Origin of the sequence: Variovorax sp. NFACC27 (assembly GCF_048301545.1) — a bacterium.
Taxonomy (GTDB): domain Bacteria; phylum Pseudomonadota; class Gammaproteobacteria; order Burkholderiales; family Burkholderiaceae_C; genus Variovorax; species Variovorax gossypii.
In genome coordinates this window covers 4,539,814-4,562,646 of sequence record NZ_CP157613.1, presented here as the reverse complement: position 1 = coordinate 4,562,646, position 22,833 = coordinate 4,539,814, and the positions used below count along the sequence as shown (strand labels likewise).

28 protein-coding genes are annotated in these 22,833 nt (G+C 64.8%); 12 read left to right on the top strand and 16 right to left on the bottom strand.

The genetic code is table 11. The features are described 5' to 3' along the window. The first annotated feature begins 8 nt into the window (after positions 1–8). Positions 9–509, top strand: coding sequence for a DUF4189 domain-containing protein (locus ABL840_RS21345; protein ID WP_093307969.1), 501 nt, complete (start codon positions 9–11; stop codon positions 507–509). Between the two features lie 562 nt (positions 510–1,071). Here the strand turns inward: ABL840_RS21345 and ABL840_RS21340 are convergent. Together ABL840_RS21340 and ABL840_RS21335 are read right to left on the bottom strand one after the other, a co-directional pair. Beyond that, complete coding sequence (locus ABL840_RS21340; RefSeq protein WP_093307967.1) at positions 1,072–1,491, bottom strand: type II toxin-antitoxin system RelE/ParE family toxin; 420 nt, start codon at positions 1,489–1,491, stop codon at positions 1,072–1,074. Between the two features lie 5 nt (positions 1,492–1,496). Continuing rightward, positions 1,497–1,814, bottom strand: a complete 318-nt coding sequence (locus ABL840_RS21335; RefSeq protein WP_093208675.1) for a type II toxin-antitoxin system Phd/YefM family antitoxin — start codon at positions 1,812–1,814, stop codon at positions 1,497–1,499. Positions 1,815–2,602: 788 nt separating this feature from the next. Here ABL840_RS21335 and ABL840_RS21330 point away from each other — a divergent pair. From ABL840_RS21330 to ABL840_RS21320, 3 genes are all read left to right on the top strand, one after another. Continuing rightward, positions 2,603–2,998: an ATPase gene (locus ABL840_RS21330; RefSeq protein ID WP_418115972.1), complete on the top strand. Its 396-nt coding sequence runs from the start codon at positions 2,603–2,605 to the stop codon at positions 2,996–2,998. A gap of 374 nt (positions 2,999–3,372) precedes the next feature. Continuing rightward, positions 3,373–3,936: an ArdC family protein gene (locus ABL840_RS21325; protein WP_093307933.1), complete on the top strand. Its 564-nt coding sequence runs from the start codon at positions 3,373–3,375 to the stop codon at positions 3,934–3,936. Then, positions 3,870–4,322: a zincin-like metallopeptidase domain-containing protein gene (locus ABL840_RS21320; protein WP_143043056.1), complete on the top strand. Its 453-nt coding sequence runs from the start codon at positions 3,870–3,872 to the stop codon at positions 4,320–4,322. The genes ABL840_RS21325 and ABL840_RS21320 overlap by 67 nt, the downstream gene beginning before the upstream one ends. Before the next feature lie 654 nt (positions 4,323–4,976). On the opposite strand, the gene ABL840_RS21315 is transcribed toward ABL840_RS21320, so the two are convergent. Beyond that, on the bottom strand, positions 4,977–5,861 hold the full coding sequence (locus tag ABL840_RS21315; RefSeq protein ID WP_143043055.1) for a hypothetical protein: 885 nt from the start codon (positions 5,859–5,861) through the stop codon (positions 4,977–4,979). 601 nt (positions 5,862–6,462) lie between these two features. Here ABL840_RS21315 and ABL840_RS21310 point away from each other — a divergent pair. Then, positions 6,463–6,864 carry a hypothetical protein gene (locus ABL840_RS21310; RefSeq protein ID WP_143043054.1) on the top strand — a complete coding sequence of 134 codons (402 nt, stop codon included), beginning with the start codon at positions 6,463–6,465 and terminating at the stop codon, positions 6,862–6,864. Here the strand turns inward: ABL840_RS21310 and ABL840_RS21305 are convergent. The 3 genes from ABL840_RS21305 to ABL840_RS21295 all read right to left on the bottom strand — a co-directional run bounded on the left by ABL840_RS21305 (position 6,813) and on the right by ABL840_RS21295 (position 7,841). Continuing rightward, on the bottom strand, positions 6,813–7,130 hold the full coding sequence (locus ABL840_RS21305) for a CcdB family protein (RefSeq protein WP_093307920.1): 318 nt from the start codon (positions 7,128–7,130) through the stop codon (positions 6,813–6,815). The two genes, ABL840_RS21310 and ABL840_RS21305, sit on opposite strands and share 52 nt — an antisense overlap. A 7-nt stretch (positions 7,131–7,137) precedes the next feature. Continuing rightward, positions 7,138–7,437, bottom strand: coding sequence for a type II toxin-antitoxin system prevent-host-death family antitoxin (locus ABL840_RS21300; RefSeq protein ID WP_418115971.1), 300 nt, complete (start codon positions 7,435–7,437; stop codon positions 7,138–7,140). Positions 7,438–7,583: 146 nt separating this feature from the next. Continuing rightward, entirely contained in the window at positions 7,584–7,841 is a 258-nt protein-coding gene (locus ABL840_RS21295; RefSeq protein WP_093307917.1) for a ribbon-helix-helix domain-containing protein, read from the bottom strand. A gap of 311 nt (positions 7,842–8,152) precedes the next feature. Between ABL840_RS21295 and ABL840_RS21290 the strand changes: the two genes are divergently transcribed. The 3 genes from ABL840_RS21290 to ABL840_RS21280 all read left to right on the top strand — a co-directional run bounded on the left by ABL840_RS21290 (position 8,153) and on the right by ABL840_RS21280 (position 9,276). Further along, on the top strand, positions 8,153–8,512 hold the full coding sequence (locus tag ABL840_RS21290; RefSeq protein WP_093307916.1) for a DUF2958 domain-containing protein: 360 nt from the start codon (positions 8,153–8,155) through the stop codon (positions 8,510–8,512). A 161-nt stretch (positions 8,513–8,673) separates the two neighbouring features. After that, entirely contained in the window at positions 8,674–8,952 is a 279-nt protein-coding gene (locus ABL840_RS21285; protein ID WP_093307914.1) for a type II toxin-antitoxin system Phd/YefM family antitoxin, read from the top strand. A gap of 3 nt (positions 8,953–8,955) precedes the next feature. Further along, positions 8,956–9,276, top strand: a complete 321-nt coding sequence (locus ABL840_RS21280) for a type II toxin-antitoxin system RelE/ParE family toxin (protein ID WP_093307913.1) — start codon at positions 8,956–8,958, stop codon at positions 9,274–9,276. A gap of 200 nt (positions 9,277–9,476) precedes the next feature. On the opposite strand, the gene ABL840_RS21275 is transcribed toward ABL840_RS21280, so the two are convergent. Then, positions 9,477–9,956 (bottom strand): DUF6283 family protein, encoded by a 480-nt coding sequence (locus tag ABL840_RS21275; RefSeq protein WP_093307911.1) that lies wholly within the window; start codon positions 9,954–9,956, stop codon positions 9,477–9,479. A gap of 228 nt (positions 9,957–10,184) precedes the next feature. On the opposite strand from ABL840_RS21275, the gene ABL840_RS21270 reads away from it, so the two are divergent. After that, on the top strand, positions 10,185–11,063 hold the full coding sequence (locus ABL840_RS21270; protein ID WP_093307910.1) for a DUF932 domain-containing protein: 879 nt from the start codon (positions 10,185–10,187) through the stop codon (positions 11,061–11,063). Between the two features lie 405 nt (positions 11,064–11,468). After that, positions 11,469–12,095, top strand: a complete 627-nt coding sequence (locus tag ABL840_RS21265) for a type IV toxin-antitoxin system AbiEi family antitoxin domain-containing protein (RefSeq protein WP_093307908.1) — start codon at positions 11,469–11,471, stop codon at positions 12,093–12,095. Here ABL840_RS21265 and ABL840_RS21260 read toward each other — a convergent pair. Further along, positions 12,074–12,439, bottom strand: coding sequence for a helix-turn-helix domain-containing protein (locus ABL840_RS21260; protein WP_093307907.1), 366 nt, complete (start codon positions 12,437–12,439; stop codon positions 12,074–12,076). The two genes, ABL840_RS21265 and ABL840_RS21260, sit on opposite strands and share 22 nt — an antisense overlap. Positions 12,440–12,975: 536 nt before the next feature. On the opposite strand from ABL840_RS21260, the gene ABL840_RS21255 reads away from it, so the two are divergent. After that, positions 12,976–13,542 carry a hypothetical protein gene (locus ABL840_RS21255; protein ID WP_418115970.1) on the top strand — a complete coding sequence of 189 codons (567 nt, stop codon included), beginning with the start codon at positions 12,976–12,978 and terminating at the stop codon, positions 13,540–13,542. Next, a complete protein-coding gene (locus ABL840_RS21250; RefSeq protein WP_418115969.1) occupies positions 13,535–14,623 on the top strand; it encodes a relaxase/mobilization nuclease domain-containing protein in 1,089 nt (362 codons plus the stop codon). The genes ABL840_RS21255 and ABL840_RS21250 overlap by 8 nt, the downstream gene beginning before the upstream one ends. Before the next feature lie 51 nt (positions 14,624–14,674). On the opposite strand, the gene ABL840_RS21245 is transcribed toward ABL840_RS21250, so the two are convergent. From ABL840_RS21245 to ABL840_RS21210, 8 genes are all read right to left on the bottom strand, one after another. Next, the gene (locus tag ABL840_RS21245; RefSeq protein WP_418115968.1) at positions 14,675–15,274 is read right to left on the bottom strand and encodes a TraX family protein; all 600 of its coding nucleotides are present in this window, start codon (positions 15,272–15,274) and stop codon (positions 14,675–14,677) included. 139 nt (positions 15,275–15,413) lie between these two features. Next, the gene (locus ABL840_RS21240; RefSeq protein WP_093307904.1) at positions 15,414–15,653 is read right to left on the bottom strand and encodes a hypothetical protein; all 240 of its coding nucleotides are present in this window, start codon (positions 15,651–15,653) and stop codon (positions 15,414–15,416) included. A gap of 19 nt (positions 15,654–15,672) precedes the next feature. Beyond that, positions 15,673–16,785, bottom strand: a complete 1,113-nt coding sequence (locus ABL840_RS21235; protein ID WP_093307902.1) for an LPD7 domain-containing protein — start codon at positions 16,783–16,785, stop codon at positions 15,673–15,675. 61 nt (positions 16,786–16,846) lie between these two features. Further along, positions 16,847–18,751: a type IV secretory system conjugative DNA transfer family protein gene (locus tag ABL840_RS21230; RefSeq protein ID WP_093307901.1), complete on the bottom strand. Its 1,905-nt coding sequence runs from the start codon at positions 18,749–18,751 to the stop codon at positions 16,847–16,849. Further along, positions 18,717–19,796: a P-type DNA transfer ATPase VirB11 gene (gene virB11 / locus ABL840_RS21225; protein WP_240652239.1), complete on the bottom strand. Its 1,080-nt coding sequence runs from the start codon at positions 19,794–19,796 to the stop codon at positions 18,717–18,719. Before virB11 ends, ABL840_RS21230 begins: the two co-directional genes overlap by 35 nt. Before the next feature lie 37 nt (positions 19,797–19,833). After that, entirely contained in the window at positions 19,834–21,165 is a 1,332-nt protein-coding gene (virB10, locus tag ABL840_RS21220; protein WP_093307899.1) for a type IV secretion system protein VirB10, read from the bottom strand. Further along, positions 21,162–21,992 (bottom strand): TrbG/VirB9 family P-type conjugative transfer protein, encoded by an 831-nt coding sequence (locus ABL840_RS21215; RefSeq protein ID WP_093307898.1) that lies wholly within the window; start codon positions 21,990–21,992, stop codon positions 21,162–21,164. The genes virB10 and ABL840_RS21215 overlap by 4 nt, the downstream gene beginning before the upstream one ends. Next, positions 21,989–22,711, bottom strand: a complete 723-nt coding sequence (locus ABL840_RS21210) for a virB8 family protein (protein ID WP_093208709.1) — start codon at positions 22,709–22,711, stop codon at positions 21,989–21,991. Before ABL840_RS21210 ends, ABL840_RS21215 begins: the two co-directional genes overlap by 4 nt. Between the last annotated feature and the right edge of the window lie 122 nt (positions 22,712–22,833).

The window sequence follows — 22,833 nt, the reverse complement described above, 5'->3', positions numbered from 1 at the left end:
CGAGGTAGATGTCGATGAGAGCGCAAGTACTATTGCTTTGCTGCGTGCTGGTGATGAGCACTCAGTCTCATGCAGAGGGCGGTTGCCCAACTGGCATGGTTCCCGAAGGCGGGCCAGGCACGTCCTCGTGCCGGCCTCTTCCTGGCTCCGGCCAAGCCGGGGCGCAGGCCTCGTCAGGGCCGCGAAGCGTCACGTACATCGAGCGATGGGGAGCTGTCGCCCTGGACGCCCAGTACACGGGCAACATCGGTGCGTCGCGCGACAAATCCAGCCGACCCGAGGCGGAAAGAATCGCCATGGCGAACTGCCTTTCCCTGGGCTCGAAGAAGTGCGAGCTGGTCTCCGCATATTCCAACGGATGCGTCGCGCTCGCGAAGAGCGACACGCACTACAGCGTTGCGAGCGCACGCAAGTTGAGCGAAGCGGAAAGCACCGTGCTGGAGCTGTGCGCCGATACCTCCTGCAAGGTCGTCTACAGCAGGTGCAGCATGGCGGTGCCCGTTCGCTGAGCCGCCAGGCAAGCCAGGGATACCCCGCATGAAAGTGGCAACCCCATTGCCCTGCTGCCTGCCAGGCACGGGCGCGGGCGCGGGCACGCAGCTTCACGCGGAGGGAAGCGGTCCTGCCGGCATGAGTCCCGAAGGCATGGCGAGCACGTCTTCGTGCTGACCCATGCCGAGCACCTGGCCGTGGTTCTCGTGGAGGGCTGGCCAGTCCGGCCGGGGTCCAGCCGGTCGCGCATGACGCTCAAGCGCACGGCCGGGTGCCTGTGGCCCACGGTCGCCGGCCATCCGGCGCCGTGACGCGGTGTAGCCGCGATCTCGGTCCGACGCGCTTTTCTTGTTTTCCTTCTGCCTGCCTCTCGGTGTTCGTGCGGCGTGCCGAACGAGCACCGGCAGGTCGTACGGCCCCGGCAACTTTAGAGTGCTGTCGTATGCCAACAAGGCCCAAGAAAGACGCCGGCGGACCCTGCGGGCGTCGGTGATGCGACGCGTGTCCTTTTCCTGACGCCGTGCGGCAGGCGACCGGCAAGGATGGGCCTCTGACCGGCATCCGGCGCGGTGCCTGCGCCTATCTGTTCCTCGCAAACAGATCGAACCCGAGCTGCTTCTGATGTTTGACGGCCAGCAGCTGCTCGGCGCCCGACGGATCTGACCTGGTGCGCAGGTGGACATAGAGCACCAGATGATCGTCCATCGCGTATTCGCGAATACGCGCATCCCGCCCGAGCCCGGACAACTGGGAGACGATGCGTTTGCCGATTCTTTCGGCTTCCACCGAGTCGACGGATCTTTCCAGGAACAGGCGTCCCATGCCCGGATGCCGCTCCAGGTTGGGCACCACCGTCTCGGTCAATGCAACCAAGAGACGGTCGTAGCCTTCGATGAAGCCGTTTTCCAACCAGTACGTCTCGATAGCTTCCAGATTCCGGGCGAAGCTCGCTGCGTATCGGACGTTGGCTCGAGGTTCATCGCCCTCGGCGTCCCGCATTTCAGTCAGTCCTTGTCGCGCCCGCCGGTCGCCGTCCTGCGCTTGCGCTTCATCAAGGCGCTGAGCCCCGCTCTGGCGTCAATGGTGCGGCCGGCCTTGACGTCGGCAAGGCCTTTGTCCACGTCTTCCAACAAGAGCAAGTGGACATGCGCGCGTTCCAGCCGGTGATAGTGATCCAGTCGCTTGATGTCAATCACGGCGACCGCCGGTTCACCGTTCTTGGTGATGATCTTTTCCGCACCGTTCTGGACTTCCAGCACGAGATCGGACAAATGTGTCCGAGCCGTGGAGAAGGGGACGATGTCGCGCACCGAGATGACCATGTGAGTCTCCTGGGACTTTAAGTGCTCTTTATTTTGCTCAAAATAAGGTTCTCTTGAATTGTTGAATACGGCTGGATGGCCCGGCTTGCGAAGAACCTTGCCCGGGTCTTCGCCGTTGCGGATGACGATGGGCCAGATGAGCGCCCAGTGGCAGCCATGAGGTCCACGGTGCGTTGCCGCGCCGCCTGCGGATCGAAGTACCGGCGCGCCGATGTGCCAAAGCAAGGGTACGTGCGCGCCGTGCTTGTTCTTCCCGGTCGGCATGCCGAACACCGGGAAGGGGGCGCCGCTTCGTGCTCGGCGCGTGCCGCGCGCCTGCGGCGGGCCCTGAGCGCTGCGCTGCCGCGTGAGCCCGGGGTGACGCAGGCAATCCCGCCTGCGCGTCACTCAGGAGCTCCTCATGGCTTCATCCGTGCCTCTCTCCGCTGCGTCGGCTTTTTCTTCTTCCTCCTCCTCTTCGTCCTCGTCCTCTCCATCGACCTAAGCCCTCGTCGCCAGGAAGTCCCTGTCGCGGTGCCCCTGAAGGGATCCGTTCCGAGCGGGTCGCGCGGTGCGCGTGCTGCCCGGATCCCGGGGAGCCAGAAAGCGGGGGGAGCAGAGGGGGAGAAGAGGGTGGGGGCGGTCTTGCTGGTGCCTTCAGCGTTGCACGGCGTTCTCGCCGTCAAGGGCTGCGCGCAGCGGCTGGGCGCGGCGCTGGCGGCCTGGCGGCCGTCTTCGACCCCTGACTGCTGCGCTGCGCCGTGCGGTCCCGGCGGCGGGCAATTCCGCCCGGACAACCGGAGATCGTCATGGACGAGAAATCACACGTTTCAATGGAACAGCACCTCTGCCTCGTATGCGGCCTGGGCTTCGACACCGGCGGCATCCTGTTCGACAGGCGCCTGCGCCAGAGCATGCAGCGCCACACCGTGACAGGCTGGGGCCTGTGCGCCGAGCATCGCAGGCTCTTCGAGGAGGGCTTCGTCGCGCTCATCGAATGCGACCCGCAGCGCAGCGGCGTGCCCGCGGACCAGGACCACATGCGGCCCGAGCAGGCCTGGCGCACGGGGCGGCTGGCGCACCTGAAGCGCGAAGTCCTTGTGCGCGTGGCCGACGTGGCGCTGGCGCCCGATGTGCCGTGCGTCTTCGTCGAGCCTGGCGTGATCGAGCGGCTGCAGGCGATGGTCGGACCCGAGGAGGACTGAGGATCCGTTGAGGTCCTTCGTGCGCCGCTTCGCGAACCGCGGGGCGGTGCACTGGCCCCGGTCCTCGCCCGGTCCTCGCGGTGCTCGGCTGCGGCCCGCGGGCGGGCCCTGGACCGGCTCGCTGGACCCTTGCCGGGTCTGCGTCGAGGCGGCTCCGACAGCAGGTTCCTTCCACCACCGCGGCAGGTGCCGCAGAGAGGCTTCGCCATGACCCGCACCCCGTCTTTCGGCACTCCGCCTCGCCGCGCTGCACGCGCTCCGGCGGCCGTTCGGACCTCGGATACCCCGGGGCGTTCCCCCCGTGCCCCCCCGAGGACCCTTCCACTGCAGGTGAATCGGCAGGTGTGCCTGCGCCGCAGCGCATGGGCCGTCGCATGGACGTAGGCATCGATGTGCGGCGCGCGGTCACGGACCGGATCATGGCCATGCTGGCCGAGGGTGAGCAGGCGTGTCGCCAGCGCTGGATCGAGGGGGCCTCGCGCGGGATGCCGCGCAATGCGGGCTCCGGCCGGTCCTACGCAGGCGTGAACGCGCTGCTGCTGTGGGACGCGGCGATCGCGCGGGGTTACGGCGTTTCCTTGTGGCTGACCTACAGGCAGGCGAAGGCGCTGGGTGCGCAGGTGCGCAAGGGCGAGCGCGGCGTGCTGTGCGCGCAGTTCGAGCGGGACGGTGGTGGCGGCGATGGAGACCCGGGCTCCGGATCGCGCAACGGCTTTCTTCTTCTTCTTCTTCTTCTTCTTCTTCTTCTTCTTCTTCTTCGGTGCAGCCCGTTCTGGCTCTTCAATGTCGCGCAGGTCGACGGGATGCTGCGCAACTGCCTCGCCGCGCGCGCGGGGGCGTCGCTGGCTTGCCGCTCGGCGGGCGCGATCCGATGGAAAGGGCGCTGCGCCTGGTCGCGGGCTGCGACGCAGCGATCCGGCATGGTTTCGACTGGGTAGGGCATGTGCCGGAGCCCGACGAGATCCGGTTGCCGATGCCGCAGCGCTTCGCGAGCCGGGAGCACTACGGCGCCACGCTGCTGCATGCACTGGTGTGCTGGACGGGGCATCCGCGGCGGCTTCACCGCGCATTCGGTGGCCGTTGGGGGGATGCCGCATTCGCGATCGAGGCCCTCGTGGCCGAACTGGGCACGGTCCTGCTGCAGGAACACTGCGGGCTCGTGGGCGCGGCCGTCGAGGGCCGTGCGAGCTCTCTTGCTGTCTGGCTGGCGCTGCTGCGCCATGACCGCAGCGCGATCTTCACGGCCATGCGGGCGGCGGGGCAGGCGGTCGATTTCATCCTGGCGCGCGAGGTGCCGGCGCTGCCGCCGTGCGGCGGCCCGTAGGAAGAGAGAACGAACGCGACCGATCCGCTGCGCACGGCGCCGTGCTGCATCAACCGCAGCTGCGCGCGCACGACAGGGTGGCGACCTTCATCGACGAAGTGGCCCGGCTGGTGATCCAGTTCCTCACCCAGGCCGCCAGGTCACCGGGTTGGCCCGCGGCGTGCGAAGCCGTGAGCGGCCTCTGCAGGTCGCCTCGATCGGAGCTGCTGGATGTCGTCGTCGAGCCGGCCTTGAATCGTGCGCATGCTGTCCCGGGTGATCTGAGCGGGGGATGTGCTGCGGGCCATTGCCGAGAATTCGGGCGCCCCGTCGCAAGGCTTTACCAACAGAAAGAAAGCCAGGAGCGCCGAGGCGCTTCTGTTCATCGGGCAACCGTTGCATCCAATGCCGTCATTGGCGCTTGGGGATTCGGGCCAAGCAGTGGCTCGGAATTCGGCTTCAGGATTCGATGGTTCCGGTGCCTGGCAGATCGAGGTCTTCCTCGAAGCGCACTCACCCGGACTCACGGCGCGCGCCCGGGTGCCATTGCGGATGGCCACCCGCGGCGACGCGGTGCCGTTCGCGCAGCTTCTGGTGGCGGCGACGGCAGATGGTCGCGCGGCAGGTGCTGCTGCGCTGGCGGGCTTTTCAGTTCTGAAGTTGCATATTCCGGCGCTACAGGACCTTGACGAAACCGCTGTCAGGTGCCTTTACCATTCGCTCGAAATTCTTGCTGTAGTTGAATTTTGCGTCGACCCGAAGAGCGGGCGGAAACAATTCTTCAATCGTCATCTCTTTGCCCAGTACTTCCTTGGTGACAAATCTGCAGTAGTCGTTCACGCCGGATGCCTTGTGAAATCCCCCTGGATTTGATGCTTGATAGGTGGCGAGCGCTACCTTCTTTTTCTCTCTTCCCACTTCCACAAAGGCCCCATAGCGGGCGGGTCTGGGGACCTTGTCTCCACGCAGATGGGTGAGCAGCGTGAGGCCTTCGGAAATTTTCCTATGGTCGCCGTCCATGTGGAAATCAATCGAGGATGCTTGGAAGCATGCGGTGACGAAAGCGCAGCAGGTGGTCCCGCGATTCTTGCTGAAACCCTCTCGCTGACGGGAGGCCCACTTGAAAGCTCGATATAGCGCATCGAATCCAAATGGCGGATTGAGGTCTGATCGCAGGGCGTTCTGAACCCCGTAATAGCGGCTTATGTCGATGCCTGACTCGGACTGCCCGTAGGAATACGAGGTCAGCTTGCCCCGGGCACCGTCTTTCTTGATGCTGTAGGTCGTCATGGGCCCTTGTCTTGTCTGCTTTTGCGTCGCGGTTCTGAGGTGAGCCCAAAGCTTGGCGAAATTCACCCCGTTTGATAGTCCGACGGTATGGGGCGCGGGGCGATAGACGGTGAACCAGTTGCCACTGGCTTCACTCTTGTCGATATCGATAATTTCTCGAAAGACGGCCGTATCTCTAGAAGCAGCATGAATGACCTCAATTTCTTGAGATGCATCGCCCGACAAAATGCTCTCCAAACTGATGAAGTTCTTGGGATCAGTCACCAACATGGTGTGGTGGAACGTCCCTTGTCGAAAGATGATGTCACCCCGCTGAATCACGAAAGTCCCTCCCGTGCTTTGAAGTGCTGGCGGCGCAAACTTTAACGGCGATGCGTTACGTCCGTCAAACGGTCGTTTACTGCAAAAATATTGTGCCTCCCATCTTCAACAGATGGTGCGGGACTAACGCTCCAGTCTCGGAAACTGCAGGGGCGGTGTGATGGAGACGGTTTGGATTTCATCGAGGATCGGCCGTTAGTACATCGAATAGGACGCGGGCGTGTCATCAATTGAGTCCGCCGACGGCGGCAGCCAGATGAACGTCGAGGAGGAAGATGATGGTGGTCCTGCTGTACCTCGTGGTGAGGGCGCGGTACACGATTTCGCGGGCGCCCTCCGTGCGGGGGTAGTGGACGAGCGGCTGGCGGCGCTGCGCGTGGCTTGAACTTCGGCGCTCCCTACAAGCTGCCGATCCCATTGCTGGGTGTTGGGTTTGCGCCGACGTCGACGGCCGGGCTGCTGGACTCGCATCACAAAAGGACGTCACTCGGTGCCTCCCCGCGTCAAAAGGGGCAGCGCCTGAATCTCCAAAGACTCTGCCAATACGGGCATGCCCAATTCCCTCAGAGCCCTGCGGAGCGCGGACATGGTGCGCGGCGTGCTTTGCTGGCAACGCTGCAGGCCCAGGTGCATTGAGTTCGCGGAACTCTCTCCGGGCACTTCGGAGGTCGACCTGTTCGACGATCTGCTGTTTCACAACGTTTTCCTCGTCGAGCATTTGCTGCTGAATGGGCAAACGGCCGATTCGCTGTTGCGAAAGCTCCCGACTGGCAATCGAATGGTGAGCGGCGCGCGGCATGCCTTCTTCGAAATGCCTGGCCCGATGCCGGCCAGTAGGGCCGTGGTTGACGCGGGTCGTTTCAGCGTTCCTCGCTCAGGCGCGGGCGCTGGAAGCTCGACTCAGATTCCGCTGATCACTGCATCGAGCGCGGCCGCGAAGTCGCTGGCCTGAGATCGCAGGTTGCCTTGGACAGAGTCCAGATCCTTGACACGAAAGGGTGCAGCCAGATGGGGCAAGGCCACCAGCATCGCTCCATTCCAGCCGATGGTGGGACAGAGGGACCGCGGCATCGCCGCCGGCATGTTGGCACGCAGTGCCAACGGCATCACGAGGCAGGTAGGGAGCTTGTCGAGGATCTCGCTCTGGATGTCCACCATCCAGGGAATCTCGCCGCGCTGGGTCTTGGACGGGTTGGCATAGACATCGAACTGGGCCAACGTGCAATCACCAAGGGCGGTAGTCTTCGCCGAAGACACCCACGCGCTCGACAAGCCCGTTCTGGGCGGCAATCCACTCCGCATAGGTTTCGTTGAATTCGAGCTTGCGCTGGTCGAGCGTCTTCGTCCGTTCGAGTGCCACGAGTTCGGCGTAACGGGCAGCGGATACCATCACAACCGCGACGCGGTCGTTCTTCATGACCTGCACGGGCTCGCGCTCGGCTTGACCTAGGTAGTAGCCGAAGCGGTTCTTGGCATCGGTGGCACTGACCTGCATGATCGGACTCGGGTAAGGGTGATTAGCCATTTTGGCCATTCTTCAGCACGAATGCCTTGGCATTCCCCCTGGTCGATGAAGCCCAGCGCGGCATGCTCGGCATCTTCGCTCGCGTTGTGTTCAACGATCGCGTCCACGTCCTCGTGGGCTTGCGCGGGGAACGATCTCCCTGGCGGTCACTTGCGCGCGCTGACCTTCGGCTTGCCGGCTGCACGAACCTGGTCGTGCAGCGACTTGAAGTAAGCCATGTCAGCCGGCCTCCCGGGCGCTGACACGGCCCCCTCAAGCAGCAAGCCGCGAAGATGCAGACGCTCCTGATCCTTGCGGATCAACTCGCGCACGTACTCGCTGCTGGCCCCGAATGCGCGCTTTTCGACCTGTTTGTCCACGAAGGACTTGAGCGCGTCAGGCAGCGAAATGTTCATCGTGGTCATGGCACGATGATAGATCCCATGGCAAAAATGGCCTGGATTGAACCCAAGACGGCGCGACAGGCCTCGCGTCTGTTCTGTAGGTCTCAGGCACGGCTCGCTTCGCCTCGTACCGGCCAGAAGGGGGAGCAAGGGGGCTGGCTTGCTGCTGGCGCCTTCATCGTGGCACACCGTTCTCGCCGTCAAGGTCTGCGCGCGCCTCTTCGTGCCGCGCTGGCGGCCTTGTGGCCGTCTATCGAACCCTGACCGCTGCGCTGCGGCGTGCCGGCGACGGTGCCGGGCCATCCCGCCCGCAACCGTTCAAGGAGAACGCCATGACTGCTTCGAGTTTTTCCTTCCTCACCGATGCGCAGTTCGCGCAACTGCTGGCCAATGGCATGCCCTCGTGGGCGCAGGCGGATTTCGATCCGCTGCCAGTGGTCAAACTGTTCACGCCCGATGCAGGCGCCACCTGGCTGCTCGGTGCGATCGACCCCAGGGAGCCGGACATCGCGTTCGGCCTGTGCGACCTCGGGATGGGCTTTCCGGAGCTGGGCTGCGTGCGCCTGTCGGAGCTGGCCGGGCCGCGCGGCATGCTGGGGCTGCCCATCGAGCAGGACCTGCATTTCCGCGCCGACCGGCGATTGAGCGCCTATGCGAAGGAGGCCCGCATGGCGGGGCGCATCCAGGCCTGAGGGGCCGGCCGCTGCAAGCCGGGGCATGCCACGACCTGTGCGCATGTCTCGTGCGCCGCGCGCAAGGGGCCTCGGGCGGTGCTGGCGCATGTCCGGCACCGCTACTTGACGCCAACTGAATTCGGTACTAAATTCAGACCCATCGGCGTTTGAGGATTGCCATGTCTTCCATCTCCCACATCAAATCCATCTCCTACCTGAAAAGCCATGCGGCACAGATTTCCGAGGACCTGGAGATGAACGGCACACCCTTCTTCATCACCCAGAATGGCGAGGCCAGCATGGTGATCGAAAGCGTCAAGCAGTTTCAGGAAAAGGAATCGCTGATCGCCGCCTTGAAGCTCATCGCCTTGGGTGAAAAGGAGCGCGTGCAGGGCAAGGGCATCTCCGTGGCCGAGTCCCGTGCGCAACTGGCCGCGGCACGCCAACGGCGCAAGTAGGCAATGGCCATCGTCGTTCTTCCCGATGCCCAGGAGGATCTGCTCTCGCTTCAGGAGTACATGCTCGACAAGTGGAGCGAATCCGACTGGCTCAAGGCCGAAGACGAGATTTTCGAGAAACTGGCGCTGGTCGAGAAGGGTCTCTTGACCGGGCCCCCCGTCCAGGAACTCGCATCGGTTGGCATTTCCGAGTATCGGAATGTCCTGACCTCGCACCACAAGCTGGTCTACCGGCGCGTCGGCGACGACACTTTCGTCTATGCCATTGCAGGACATCGGCAAGACTACCCAACGCTTTTGATGAAGCGCCTTCTGAGGACTTGATGAAATTGGAGGCGACTTGCCTCCAGTTCCAGCGACGCCCTCAGTTCAGGTTCCTGTACCCCCGCGGTGCGCGGTGGGACCAGGTTCAGCCCGCGTCGACAACGCCACGACGCTACGGTTTCACGCCCCAGTAATTCGTCAACTGATTGAAAGTGACGAACATGGCGCTTCCTGTAAGGGAGGCTGAAGCGTCGTGCTGCTCAGGCGCCCTCACGTCCTGGCTCGCGCGTCGGAGGCTTGCTTGCTGGAGTGTCTTTGACCAATGGACGGACCGTGCGCGGCAGTCGGCCGTCGAGACCGCTGTCTTGCACGTCCTCGGGAGCGGTGGCGCGCAGCTTTTCGAGCACCTGGCCGTAGTTCTCGTGGAGGGCTGGCCAGTCCGCGCCGGGCTCGAGGCGGCCGGGGTCCAGCCGGTCGCGCAGGACACTCAAGCGCACGGCTGGGTGCCGGTGGCCCACGGTCGCCAGCCATCCGGCGCAGTGCACCTCGGCGCCGATCCTGGACTGGTGGCAGGCGAACATGGCCGCATCGGGGCCGGGGCCCATGTTGCGCGCGTCCGGACAGGTGGCCGCGAGCGCTTCCGCCTTGTCCAGGCTGAAGTTCGGGATGCTGCGTGCGTCTTGGTCGAGCCGCCAGGGACAACTGGGGCGGGGCTGGTGGGGTGGCTTCGGGGCGCTCATGGTGACTGCACTGTTCCAGATCGACGCGGCGAGAGATCCAGGCAGCGAGTGGGGGAGCGCGGAGGGGAAGGCGGAGAGGGCTTGGCTGTGTGCGCTCAGGGGTAGGTATCACGCGGTTCTCGCGTTTCAAGGCCCTGCGCGCGCCTGCGGCGGCCCTGAGTGCTGCACTGCCGCGGGAGCCAAGGGCGACGCAGGCAATCCCGCCTGCACATCACTAAGGAGCTCCTCATGACTTCATCCGTGCCTCTCTCCGCGTCGTCTGTTTTTTCCTCGTCTTCGTTTTCGTCCTCGTCCTCTCCAACGACTTATGCCTTTGCGGCCAGGAAGTCCCTGTCGCCGCAGGAACTCGCGGCGAGCGCACCGGCGGTGTTCGCCGAGGAGGCTGCGGCCCGTACCGGGCCGAAGTACGTCTTCATCAGCACGCGCGAGATCGTTCGCGCACTCGGGGAGGCGGGCTTCGTACCGACGCTGGCGGTGCAGACCCGCTCGCGCCGCGGCGACGCGGATCGAGAGGGCCATGCACTGCACATGCTGCGTTTCCAGCCTGGGGTGCAGTCGCTGTCTCTGGACGACGTGTTCGGCGAGATCGTGCTGATCAACTCGCACGACGGGCGCAGCGCCTACCAGTTGCGCGCGGGGCTCTACCGGCCCGTGTGCACCAACGGGTTGCTCACCGCGATCGGCGACTTCGGGCTGGTCCACGTGAGCCATCGCGGCAACGTGCTGGCGCAGGTGGTGGAGGCTGCGCAGCGGATCGCGGGTGACTTCGCACGGGTGGGCGAGGCGGTCGAGGCGATGCGTGCCACCGCGCTCTCGGACGTTCAACAGCTGGACTTCGCGCGCGAGGCGCTGGCACTGCGCTATCCGGGCCAGGGCGAGCCGCCGGTGGAGCCCGCGCAGTGGCTCGAACGGCGGCGTTTGGCCGACATCGGTGACGATGTCTGGCGGACCTTCAATGCGGTCCAGGAGCACGCGCTGCGCGGCGGCGTGTACGGCCGCACGGCCACCGGTCGCGCAATGCGTACACGGGGCATCGGGGCCATCCGCGAGAGCGTGCGGCTGAACACGGGCCTGTGGCGCCTGGCGCTCGCGCGCATCGGCCGCTGACGCGGCGGGCCGGAGCTTCGGCTCCGGCCCTTTCCTTCTTGCTTGCGACCTCCGACGGACCGCAGGCGCCGAGGCATCTGGTTCGTTTCTTGATGGAGCGGTGATGGAATTCACCTGCGAGCTGTCCATCGATTGACCCGTGGGCAGACCGTGGGCCTCGCGAACTCTTTCTTTCCAAGCACCGGGAGTACGGACATCAGCACTTTGGAAAAAAACTGGCGGCTTCCGCTCGCGCAGTTGAATGCAAATCCGGCCGCACGAGCGTGGGCAGGCGGCTGGGGCCATGCGTGGATCCTCGATGAGGGTGCGTGTTGCCCGGTCCCCGGTGCGAATGTGCCGCTGTGCGTCGTCGACGCCGCGGTCTCATGTCCTTGATTTCGTCAAACGCTTGCAGGTGACGGTGACATGGCCCCTGCTGCCCGGATCATCCGGCTGGACGCTTACACCCAACGCGTTCTCGATTTATTGGCCTGCAAGGGAATCTTGCGACCGAAGGATCTCGACGCCCTTGCGGTGCCCCGCAGCGCATTGGCGCGTCTGAGCGACGCAGGTCTTCTGGAGAAGGTGGGGCGTGGCCTGTACGGCCTGCCCGAACGCCGTGGTTTCGAGCGCGAGACCTGGCGTGCCGTTGCGACCCAAGTTCCCCGGGCGGTGCTTTGTTTGCTCAGCGCACTGCAATTCCATGAGTTGACGACACAGCCGCCGCGCCAGGTCTGGATCGCTATGCCGCGCGGCAGCCATACGCCGCGCATCGGGCATCCGCCGATCCGGATGATTCAGGCTTGCGGCGACGCCTATTCGGCAGGCATCGACGTGGTTGAGCGCGAGCAAGTGCGGCTGCGTGTCTATGGCGTGGCCAAGACAGTGGCGGACTGCTTCAAGCACCGCAACAAGATCGGCCTGGACGTGGCGCTGGAAGCCCTGCGGACTGCACGCATGCAGCAGAAGGCCACGGTGGCCGAGCTCTGGCACTACGCCAAGATCTGCCGCGTTGCGAGCGTGATGCGTCCCTATCTGGAGGTGCCTGGATGAGTGGTCATCGCGCCGCGGCGGTCCGAGCTCACCCGTTTGTTGTCGCCAAGGTGCGCTTCGACGATCCCGATCCGCTCCGGAGGCACGACGGATAGGGGTGGCACTGCCGGTGTGTTCAGGTCGATGGCAAGCCCCAAGGCCTCCAGCACATTCATGTACGCCCCCATCGTGACCGAGGGCACGCCGCGCTCGATCCTGAGCAGTGTCATGCGTGAGATCTTTGCGGCCTCAGCGATTGTCTTGGCGTTGATCTTTAGCGCCTTGCGACGCGCGTGAATGCGTTGTCCCAGCAAGGCGAGACGGTGGTCCGCTGTGGCAATGAGGACGGGGGACGGGGAGGGCATTCGGGTTCTTTGAATCGGTCCAATACGGCTGAATCTTTCCATCGAGCCGGCGTCCCATTGTCTCCTTGTCGCAGGAGGCCCGCGGGAGAGGGCTCGGTACGTAGCAGCGAAACCCCTCCCGCCATGTTCGGCATGCCGAACATTGCGAGGGTCATGCAGGATATCTGTCGCAGCCGCGGCAGGCATTCAGTTGGAACGCGCGCGCACCTGCCGGCGACAGCGATCAAGGTGATCGCCATCCATCACGACGACTGCCGTATTGCCTGCTCGCTTTGCGAGCATCTTTTTCCGTGTCGTTCCAAACCTCCAGCGCAAGTCCGGCAGACATGGCCGTTCCGAAAAAGAAGGGGCGTGTGACGCGTCGAATTGACCGGATGGTATCCCGCTGATCCTGAAGCCGTGCGCTGGCTTGTTTTGAACCACGGACCGTGCGAGCAGAGCATGGAGAGGAAGATTGAACGGGGAGTGGAGTCCTTGTGCGGCTATGAGGGCAGGATAGACTGCCGTCAGACATTGTTAACAGCCAAGGCGTTGCGATGATCAAGCCCTCTCGATCGAGCGTGATTGGGACCCGGGTGCCGCCCGAAGCGAAGGCGCGGTTCGCCGCGCTGGCCTCACATCATCAACTCAGCGAATCAAGCTTCCTCTCCAGGCTGATCGACGATGCGCTGACGGCGCACAGTCCGACGGCGCGTATTGCCCCTGAACAACCCGGCTCGCCCGATGCAACGGTCCGTGGTGTTGCGACGGATCGCATCACGTTGCGACTTCGCCTAGAAGACCGCGTATTGGCGGCGGAGCGTGCGAGCGCCCGTGGCATGAAAACAGGCAGCTACCTGGTCATGCTGATTCACAACCATGTCCATGGCTCGGCAGTGATGCCGCCGACCGAACTGGACCAGATCAAGGCCGTCAGCGCTCAACTGGCAGCGCTGGGAAGGCAGCTTCGAATGTTCGGCATGCCGAACACTTGTGCGCAGCCGGTGGCCGTGGAACTGGGCGACGTGGTCGCCATGGTCCGGCGGGAGGTGGAGGCTGCACGCGAGGCGACGGCCGCCGTGGTGCGCCGAAACCTCGTGAGCTGGGAGGCCGTCCATGCCTAGGCAGACCCTGCGTCTGGCGCGAAGCCGTGTTGGACCGTCGACCGGCGCCGAGCGCTACATGGCGCTGGACATCGTGAGCCATGGACGGCGAGGGCCCGGCGGCAAGCTGCGCTTCGGCGCAGACGAGCTCGCACAGATCCGGCGCACGGTGGGTCGCACGCCCGAGGTGATGGTGAAAGTCTCTGGCGGTGGCCGCGACGCCGGCGGCGTCCGGGCGCATCTGGACTACATCGGGCGGCACGGCAAGCTGTCGATCGAGACGGACGAGGGGCTGAGGCAGCAGGGGCGAGGCGCGGCCAGCGAGATCACGCTGGACTGGCAGTTAGACCTGTGCAGGAGCCAGCACAAGCCGAGGCCGACTCCGGGCCAGAAGGACACCCGCGCCAAGCTGGCCTACAACATCGTCCTGTCGATGCCGGCAGGCACACCACCAGAGAAGGTGCTGGCCGCGGCGCGTGTGTTCGCGCGCGAGAACTTCGCGCTGCAGCACCGTTATGCCATGGTGCTGCACACCGACCAGCCGCATCCGCATGTGCACCTGGTGGTCAAGAGCGAGCATGAGTTCGAGCCTGGCAAGCGCCTGTACATCCGCAAGGACACGCTGAGGCAATGGCGCGAACAGTTCGCTGCCTTGATGCGCGAGCAGGGTGTGGCTGCCAATGCGACGCCACGGCAGGTGAGGGGGCAGATCCGAAAGCCGCACAAGGATGCAATCCATCATCGGCTCCGGGCGCTGCAGGCATCGAGGCAACTATCGTCTGACGAACGGGCCAGGTGCCCATCACCGAAGACATCGACCTTCATGCAGACCAAGCTGAGCAGCGTGCTGCGGATTCTCCAATCAGGAGGGAAAGGTCTCGATGCCGGTCAGGAGAAGATGCAGCACACCCGAGGAGAGGTGGAAGCAGACTGGCGCGCAACGGCCGATCTGCTGCGAAGACAGGGAGACGACGAACTCGCCGCGCAGGTGGATCGATTCGTCGCACGCATGCCGACCGTTCAGACCGATGCACGACAACTTGCGGAGCGCTGGAAGGAGCAGGCAAAAGGCCGGACTGCGGAGCGTTCCGTCGCCAGGTGACGGGAATCGCGGGGCCGGTAGGTTTTGTTTCGTGCAGTCCCTTCAGGTGGATCACATCGGCTGCAGCACGCTGGCAATCAGCGAGAGGTGCGTTGGGTAGAAAGCGTAGAAGATCCAGCGGCTGCGCGGCATTGGGATATCGACCTGACTCGCTCCCCAAATCAAGAGCAGCGCGGCCAAGGCAGCGAAGTTGCCATTGATGATGGCGAGCGAGGCCGTCGCCAGGACCCACCCCAGCAGTTGCAGATGGCCAGGCTTGCGCAGGAAGGCCCAGGCGCCCAGGCAACTGAGCAGCGCTGGCCACCAGAATTCGACCATCGCACCACCGAAGACAAAGGCAATCAACGCAGTGCAGCGGCGAAACCATCCACCTTGTCCGAGCAACCAAGCGATCAGCACCGCCAGCAGGAGCGTGGCGAGGATGTTCAAAGGCCACCAGCCCACCAGATGGACGAAGGGAGGTGTGGCCAGCAGTGCAAAGATCGCCAGACGCTTCATGACTCGCAGATGCACACCGGCTGCAAGAGCGTTAGGGCGCGCCAGATGGACCATGAGCACGAAGCCGAAGAGTGGCATTGCCATGCGCCCCAGAGCGTAGAGCGCAGGGATTGCCTCATGCAGCAGGTACTTGTTGATGTGGTCGCCCGTCATGAGCACCAGGCCCACCCACTTGAGTGCTTCAAGCGAGCCTTCTGAGACCGTCCAGCAGGTTGTTGGCGCCGGTTGTTTAACCCGAGTGCATGCTGTTTGGCTTCGTGACATGACGTGTAGGCTCGGACTATGGCGCGGCTCAATACGCAGGGCGCTGATCGATGCCGTCGTCCCGCAGCTTTTGCCACACGGCGCTGTACTGCGCGGCGAGCGCCGGTACAGTGCGGACGACCAGCACGAGCGGCAATGCCAGGCTGGGCGTGAAGGCCGCCATGTACGAGAGGGGCTGCACAGGCGCGCACGTGGGTGGCGTGGCTTCCGCGAGCGCGAAACGCAAGAAGACACATGCAAAGCCTGCGGCGAAGGCGGCGAGCTTCAACGCCGCACTCGGGAGACGCCTAGAAGCGTTCATGACTCGGCTCCTCGCGATTCCGTGCCGTGCGCCGGCGGACATGCTGTGGCACATGGTCAGGCCGTCGGCTCGGAAGGTGGATGGATCGGCCCTGTGCCAGCGCGTCGGCCATCCGCTCACGGATCAGCTCCATGAGCCGCTGCTGTCTGCCCTGATCGCTGGTCAGGCGCCGGGCGTACTGCTCGGCCAGTCTGAGGCATTGCGCGGCCGCGCGCAGTTCCGGGTGCTCGGCCGGCATCGCGTCGGCCTGCAGCTCTCCGCTGCGCACCTGCTGGGCAGATCGTTCGATCGCGCGAAGGTGGTCCGGCGTTTCGATGCTCCATCGGGCGCGTTGCGCGACCACCTTCTTTTCGCGGACCATTTCGCCATGCTCGTTGTGGGTCGCCACGCGGACATTGACTGGATGGGTACCATGCTGTGTGAGCACGACCTGATCCCCGATGCGCGGCTGCGAAGCCGACTCGACAAGGGCGCGCTCGAGGTCCGCGCCCCAGATGGTGCGATCGCCGCCTTCGGTGCGAAGTTGTACGTAGAAGGACATGCGCGCGCTCGGATCGAACCGGTATGGCGCTGCGGCGGCCGCCATCAGCATGCCTTGGATGCGATGTCTCGATGAGCCATTGCTGCCGGGCACCGATACCGCCTGTGGCGTCGGCTTGCGTTCAGGCTCCTGTGAGGGTTGCAAACCCTTCAGCGCACGTTGAACCTGAAGTATTTCAGCCGGAGTCGGCTTGTAACCGTGGACCTCGATGCCGTGCAGTGTGGCCTCGCGCCACATGCTTTGTCGGAAAGACTCGGTACCCTTGAGCTTGAGCACCCGCCAGCCGCGCGCCTGAGCAATCGCCACGACGCCTTGCAGCGCCGCGCGGTTCTCGGTTCGCACGCGGATGCGGTTGCCGTCGTCGATGAAGGCCAGGGTGCGATCCGGGAAGAAGTAGCGATCGTCGATACGCAGGTAGAGGCGCTCGACCGTATCGGGTACCTTGAGGCGGCCGCGGCCCGCAGGAGGCGCGCTTCCTTCGGCTTCGCCGGCAAAGTCCTGCGAATCGGTGTCTTCAGCGCCGCTCGGGGCTTTGTCTGGAGAGTGGTCTTTGGACATGGGCTTCCTCCGGATGAGTGCTGCACGCCGAACGATCCGAGGCGCACCGAAGTGGTATCCATCAGTCCAGGATCCGTGCCACGAACTCGTCGGCGTGGCGCCGGAGATCCTCGTCGCTGAGCTTCTCTGCGGGAATCACCACATCGCCGAAGTCGAAAGAGAAGTCTTCCAGCTTCAGGTCGCGGCCCGCCGCTTCGTTGTCAAAGGGGGTAGGGTTCGCGTTGGCCATTCCCTGCTCAGCACCGGGCGTCGCTGCCCGGGAGTCGCGGGTGGCACAGCCGCGATGATCCACATCCAGCTTCGGCACCGGCGGTGGCGGCAGTTCGCGCTTGGCGAAGAACTTGTCACGAAAGTAGAAGATGCGGCGCGCGAGCACCGGCCGCAGTCCCTCGTAGAACAGGATCATCCGATCCGGTCCAAGCTCCTTGACTTCCTGGGGCAGGAGCAGGCGGCGCGCCTGTTCGCTGATGCTGACCGTCGTCGCCTTGCCGGAACCTCCCGCGCCACCCCACGTCGGCCGGCTCACAGTCTTCTGGCGCACGGTACAGGTGCCCAATTCGCGCGAAATCGCCTCGGCGTCCTCGTACTCCTTGGGCGGGAACACGATGCGTGCGGCCAGCATCTTGCGGATCGACTTGGCGCCTTCGATGCCGTACTTCTCGATCAGCTGCGAACCGGACTGGACGATGACGACGGTGCGCACGTTGTAGCCAGGCAGGAAGGCCGTGGATTCGGCGATGACAGGGATGCGGCCGAGGGCTGGGAACTCGTCGAGCATCAGCAGGAGCTGCAGCCGAAGCTCGGGATTGGTTTCGGGGAGTTCCCGCGTCTGCAGGCCGATGGCCTGCTGGAAGAAGAGGTTGAGCAGCGGCTGCAGCCGGGCGATGTTGTCGGGATTGATCTGCACGTAGATCGAGATCGCACGCTTGCGCAGGTCGCGCAGATCGAAGTCGTTGGCCGAGGTGGCCGCATCGATCATCGGGTTGAGCCACAGGTCCAGGCGGCTGGTGAAGGTCTTGCGGATGCTGGAGGCGGTGGTCGGCGCGAGGTCGATCACGTCGTAGAGACTTCGCACCGCCTCCTGCGACAGGGGATAGCCGGCGCGCTCGCAAGCTTCGATCACGCGCTTCCAATGCTTCTGGAAGCCCTCGGCATCACTGGCCATTCCCTGGCGCAGCACCTCGCCCAAGGTGCGCGTGCTGCCTTCGGTCTCGAAGAGGTAGAGCGCGATGCCCAGGAACAGGGAGCGGGCCGACGAGGTCCAGAACGGATCGCCGGCCAGCGGGTCGGGAAAGAGCATCGTGCCGATGCGCTGGAGGTCGTCGATGCAGCGGTAGGGGGACCCGGACACGTAACCGAGCGGATTCCAGCGCGCCGAGCACTCGTGTTCCGACAGGGGATCGAACAGGTGCACCTGCTGACCATGCGCAGCCCGGAAACCTGCCGTGCGCATGAAGTTCTCGCCCTTGATGTCACTCACGATGGTGGAGCCGGGCCAGTTCAGCAGGTTGGGGATGACGACGCCGACACCTTTGCCGCTGCGAGGTGGCGCCTCGAGCTCGACGCCTTGCTGGCCGGGCAGGACCAGGTAGCGACGACCCAGGTGCCCGAGGATGATGCCGTTCTCCTTGAGGAGGCCCGCCCTCCCGATCTCGCGCCGGGTGGCGAATCGGGCATCACCGTGCAGGGGCCGGCGCCTGGGCAGCATCGTCGCCCCTACCAAGCCCAGCAACAGGACCTCGGAGGCGAGCAGCGTCGTGACCAGCGTACGCCGTACATCGGGCCGCTCGCCATGGGCCCCCCAGTACTGGCGAAGCGTGAGCAACGAGGCCTCCCGCGTCGGCAATCCCATGGCCATAAGGAAGGCATGGGCCGCGACATACAGGCCGACCACCGCCGTAGCCAGCAGCGCGACCGAAATCCTGAACAGGCTAGGCAAGCCCTCGGAGCTTGGTGCCTGGGTCATACCAGATCTCCTGCACGATGCGCCGCTGCCGGCCGTCTTGCCGGTCTCTCGCACATTGCACGACGATGTCCACGCTCATCTGTGCCAGTTCCACCCCCTCGCGGGTGCTCATGCCGTGGCCCGCCTGGCTGCGCTTCATGAGCTGCGCCAGCGCCACGAAGGCCAGCTCGGCGCTGTCCGCATGCACGCTGGTGATCGAGCCGGGGTGTCCGGTGTTCACGGACACCAGGTAGTCGTAGACCTCCTCGCCCGTGCGCAACTCGGACACGAAGACCCGGTCGGGCCGCTGCCGCTTCGCACTGGCCAGCAACTGGCCGGGCGTGACCTCGGCCTGACCCTGGGCGCCCTGCGAGTAGAAGAGCCTCACGTGATTTGGCTGATTGCGCAGCGAAAGCTCCATGACGTCCTCGATGGTGACGAGACGGTCCTCGGCGGGCACCTCGAGGATCAGTGCTTTGCCCACCGTCGTCTTGCCGGAGCCGGTTGCACCGGAGAGGAGGATGTTCTTGCGCAGCTGGACCGCACGACGCAGGAACGATACGAACTGCATGCGCGCGAGGAGGTCCACCAGTTCCTTGTCTTCGATGGATCGGGGCGTGACATCGGATGACCGGGCTCGCGTCGCGGGAGCGCTGCGTGTCGGCGCGAAGAGGCGCATGCCTTCCAGGTCTTCGAGCGTCCAGAGTGCGTTGGACGGACGCCGGATCGTGATCGAAACGGTCTGTGCGAGCGTCGCGGGTGGGAGCACGACCTGAATCCGTTCGCCGCCCGGCAGGGTGGCGGACAGCAGGGGCTCGTTCGCCGAGACGCGCTGCCTGGTGAAGTTCGCCACGAGCTTGGCAATGGACATGCACCAGTCGAAGCTGGCAAACGGCAGTGCCTCACGGGTCCAGCCAGACTGCCGCTCCACGAAAGCCGCGCCGGGCGCGTTGATGCAGATCTCGGTGACTTCGGGATCGTCCAGCAGGCGATTGAGCGGGCTCAGGAAGAGGGCGAGGGACGAGGGCGGCTCGATGGACTCGGCAGCAGGCGCGGGTTCTCGCATGGCTTGTCCGCCTTCTGCCGCGTGGCCAGGTTCCCGGTCAAGGCGCGGTGGGATCGGTTCGAAGCGCATAGACACCCCTGAAATCCACATCGCGGGCGACCAGAATCTGGATCCGCTCGCCCTGGTTCTTGATGACGGTAGGCGGGATCGCGATGGTGCTGCGCAACACCTCAGTGATGACATCCCGGTTGCCCTGGGGGGCGAGCACCACGCCGCCGCCGCTGCCAAGACGGGTGCCGCGCTGCTGTTGCGCGGCGATGGCTTGCATCGTGCCGTCGATCACGGAGATCAGGAGCGCCGCGCCGAAGCGGTCCCAGAAATGGGTGTCCACGAATCCCGGGAGGCCGTTGCGTCCGAGCTCATCCGTGCCCGGGGAGGCCAACTGGACCACCACGCCAGCGGGGGTGCGGGCTTCGTTCCACACGACGAAGACCCGGCCCTGCCCCTGGCGTGGAACGCCGCGCTGTTCGCCGACGTATTTCGTGCCACGCTCCAGCAGCACGACCCTGCCATCGGCACCGTAGATGTCGCTGCTGCCGATGCAGGTGGCCATGCCTTCGTAGGTGGAATCGATGGCTGTTTCCAGGGTGCAATCGATGAACGTGCCCTTGGGCAGCAGCATGCGCCGCGTGGGCAGCAGCTGGGCTGACACCGCTGGGGTGGAGGTGGGGCGAAGGCTGGTTGCGAGGCTGCTGCCAGCGGGCGTCGGCGAACCGGCATTGGGAGCCTGCAGCGCCCCGATCAACTGCGCCATCCCGGGAACGCCGCCGGGCACCAGGATCGGCTCCGCCGATGCTGGTGGTGTCATGGCTCCTGTGTGCAGCGGCGCCTGCGTACGCCGGAGCACGGGAAGTCCCAGCTGACGCTCCAGCGCGATCTGCTCGGTCGTCTTTGACGGCGGACTCGTGTTGGTCACTGCTGGCGAGGGCGGTGCGAGCGGGCCGGCTGTCATCGGCACCGGATCTGGCGGAGTCCCGGGAATGGCAATGCGACCCAGCGGCGGCACCTTCATCTCCCCGCCGGCATGAACTGCGCTCGCCTTTCTCGCGGCCTCTTCGGCATCCCGCGTCTTGGTGTACTGCGTGCTGTAGTACCAGAACAAGAATCCGGCGCCCAGCAGGATGATCGTGGCCAGTGCCAGGAAGCCGCTGATACGGGCCTGGATGGAGCGCTCGCGATTGACCGACGGGATGGTGCGCTCGCCACGGATCGTCGTGCTTGTTCCGGCCGCAGGATGCGGCTCGCGCGGTGAATCCGAGGTGCTCCGTGAAGACAGAATCTCTCCGGTATCCGGGTCGATATCGGGTACATCGGATGCCTTCGGTGTCTCGACCCGGGTGCCATGGCGAGGATGGTCCGGAACGCTCATGGACCCTCTCCCGTGATGACGCGTTGCACGCCAGGTGCCGTGGTGTTGGTGGGGGCGCGCGCGCCACTGCCGGCGAAGGACTGATTGACGATGCAGCCGACCAGCTTGCCGCGACGCACCACCAGGCGGTGTGCCACGCGGTGGACAACCACTTCGTCTTCTTCGACGTGGAAGTTCAGCAGCGATTCGGAGCCATCGTCGTTCCGGACGAAGAGGGCCGGAAAATCCGAACTCGACTGGAAACGCAGCCGAGTGTGCACGCCATCGTCGTAGGCGCTCACGGGTTTGAGTGAATCGCTGCCGCAGAACCAGTAGTCGGCGTTGCGTGGCCGGTTGACCGTCTCCCGATTCAACAAGGCCTCCGCACGGCGGCGCTCCACTTCCTTGGCCGCAGCGCGGGCTTCGTCCTCCGGATAGACGAAGCGCACCGAGTAGATCATGCGCTTGCTGGCCACGCCCGTGGACGTGGCTGCCGAAACGGCGTAGTCGAAGTGGTAGACCCGTCGATTGGTCAGCACGGTGAAGTTGGTGGAAGCGCCTGGCTCCTTGGGCTTGATGAAGAAGTGATTGCGCTCAGTGCCGACGTCGAAGGCACCGTTGTCACCCGAGCCCAGGTTCACGAATTCTTCGCCCTCAGCGAACTGCAGATGGATCTGGTAGCCGACGTAGCCTTGGAGAATGATCACGTCATCGGCGTTGTAGGCGACCACCCGCACCCGCGCGTCGACCTTGCCGGCCGGCGGCACGGTCGCTGCTGAAGCAAAGGGTGTCGCGAACACCAGCTCCGCCGCCAAGCCGATCGCGAGTTGTGCACTTCGGCGTGTCATCGCACATCCTGCTTGCCGGGTGCTGCGCCCATCGTGGCGACTTCGGGCTCTCGCCGATATTCCACGACACGAAAACCCAATGGATTGAGCGAGCGCGTCTTGTCGTCCTTCGACGGGCGGACATAGGCGAAATCGATCGTGGAAACCCAATGACTGGCCTGCTCCTCCCCGTTGCCGCCCGCGCGCGTGGAACGGGTAAAGCGCACCTGGGCCAGTCGGTCCTTGCCGCTGTCCAGCTTGAGGAAAGTGATCGAGCGCACCTGCGTGCGAATGGAGGTGCCGTCCTTGTAGGCGTTCAAGGGCGAGGCTGGGTTGTCGGTGGCCCACAGGCTCGCCCATTCCTGGTTCAGTCGCGGCGAGTTCTGGGCGGCGACCAACTCGTAGTCCGCCTCCGCGGTGCCGTAGAAGTAGCGCTCGCGTGCGATCACGTAGTTCTGCAGGAGGTTGCGGGTCACCAATTGCTCGATATCGGCTGTTCCTTCGTAGGTGGGCACGATATCGACGATCCCGCTGCTGCTGTCGACCCGGATGAGAACAGGGACGGGCTGCTTCAGAGGCGTAAGGCCGGCGACGGCGGCGGCCGCGAGGACCGCGATGACAATGGACACACTGGCAACGATCCACGCGACCTTGGCGGAGTGCTCCGCCCGACGCGCGCGGTCGAGTTCCCAGCTCTGGGCCTCGAGCAGATAGCTTTCCGGCGCGGCGTCACGGCGCATTGACTGCTCCCGAACGCGGCGTGCGGGCCGGCGTGTTGATCGGCGTGAGCGGACCCTCGCACTCCGGTGGCTGGGGTGGACGGGTGCCGCAGGCCGCCAGGAGCACGGCCAACATGATGAGC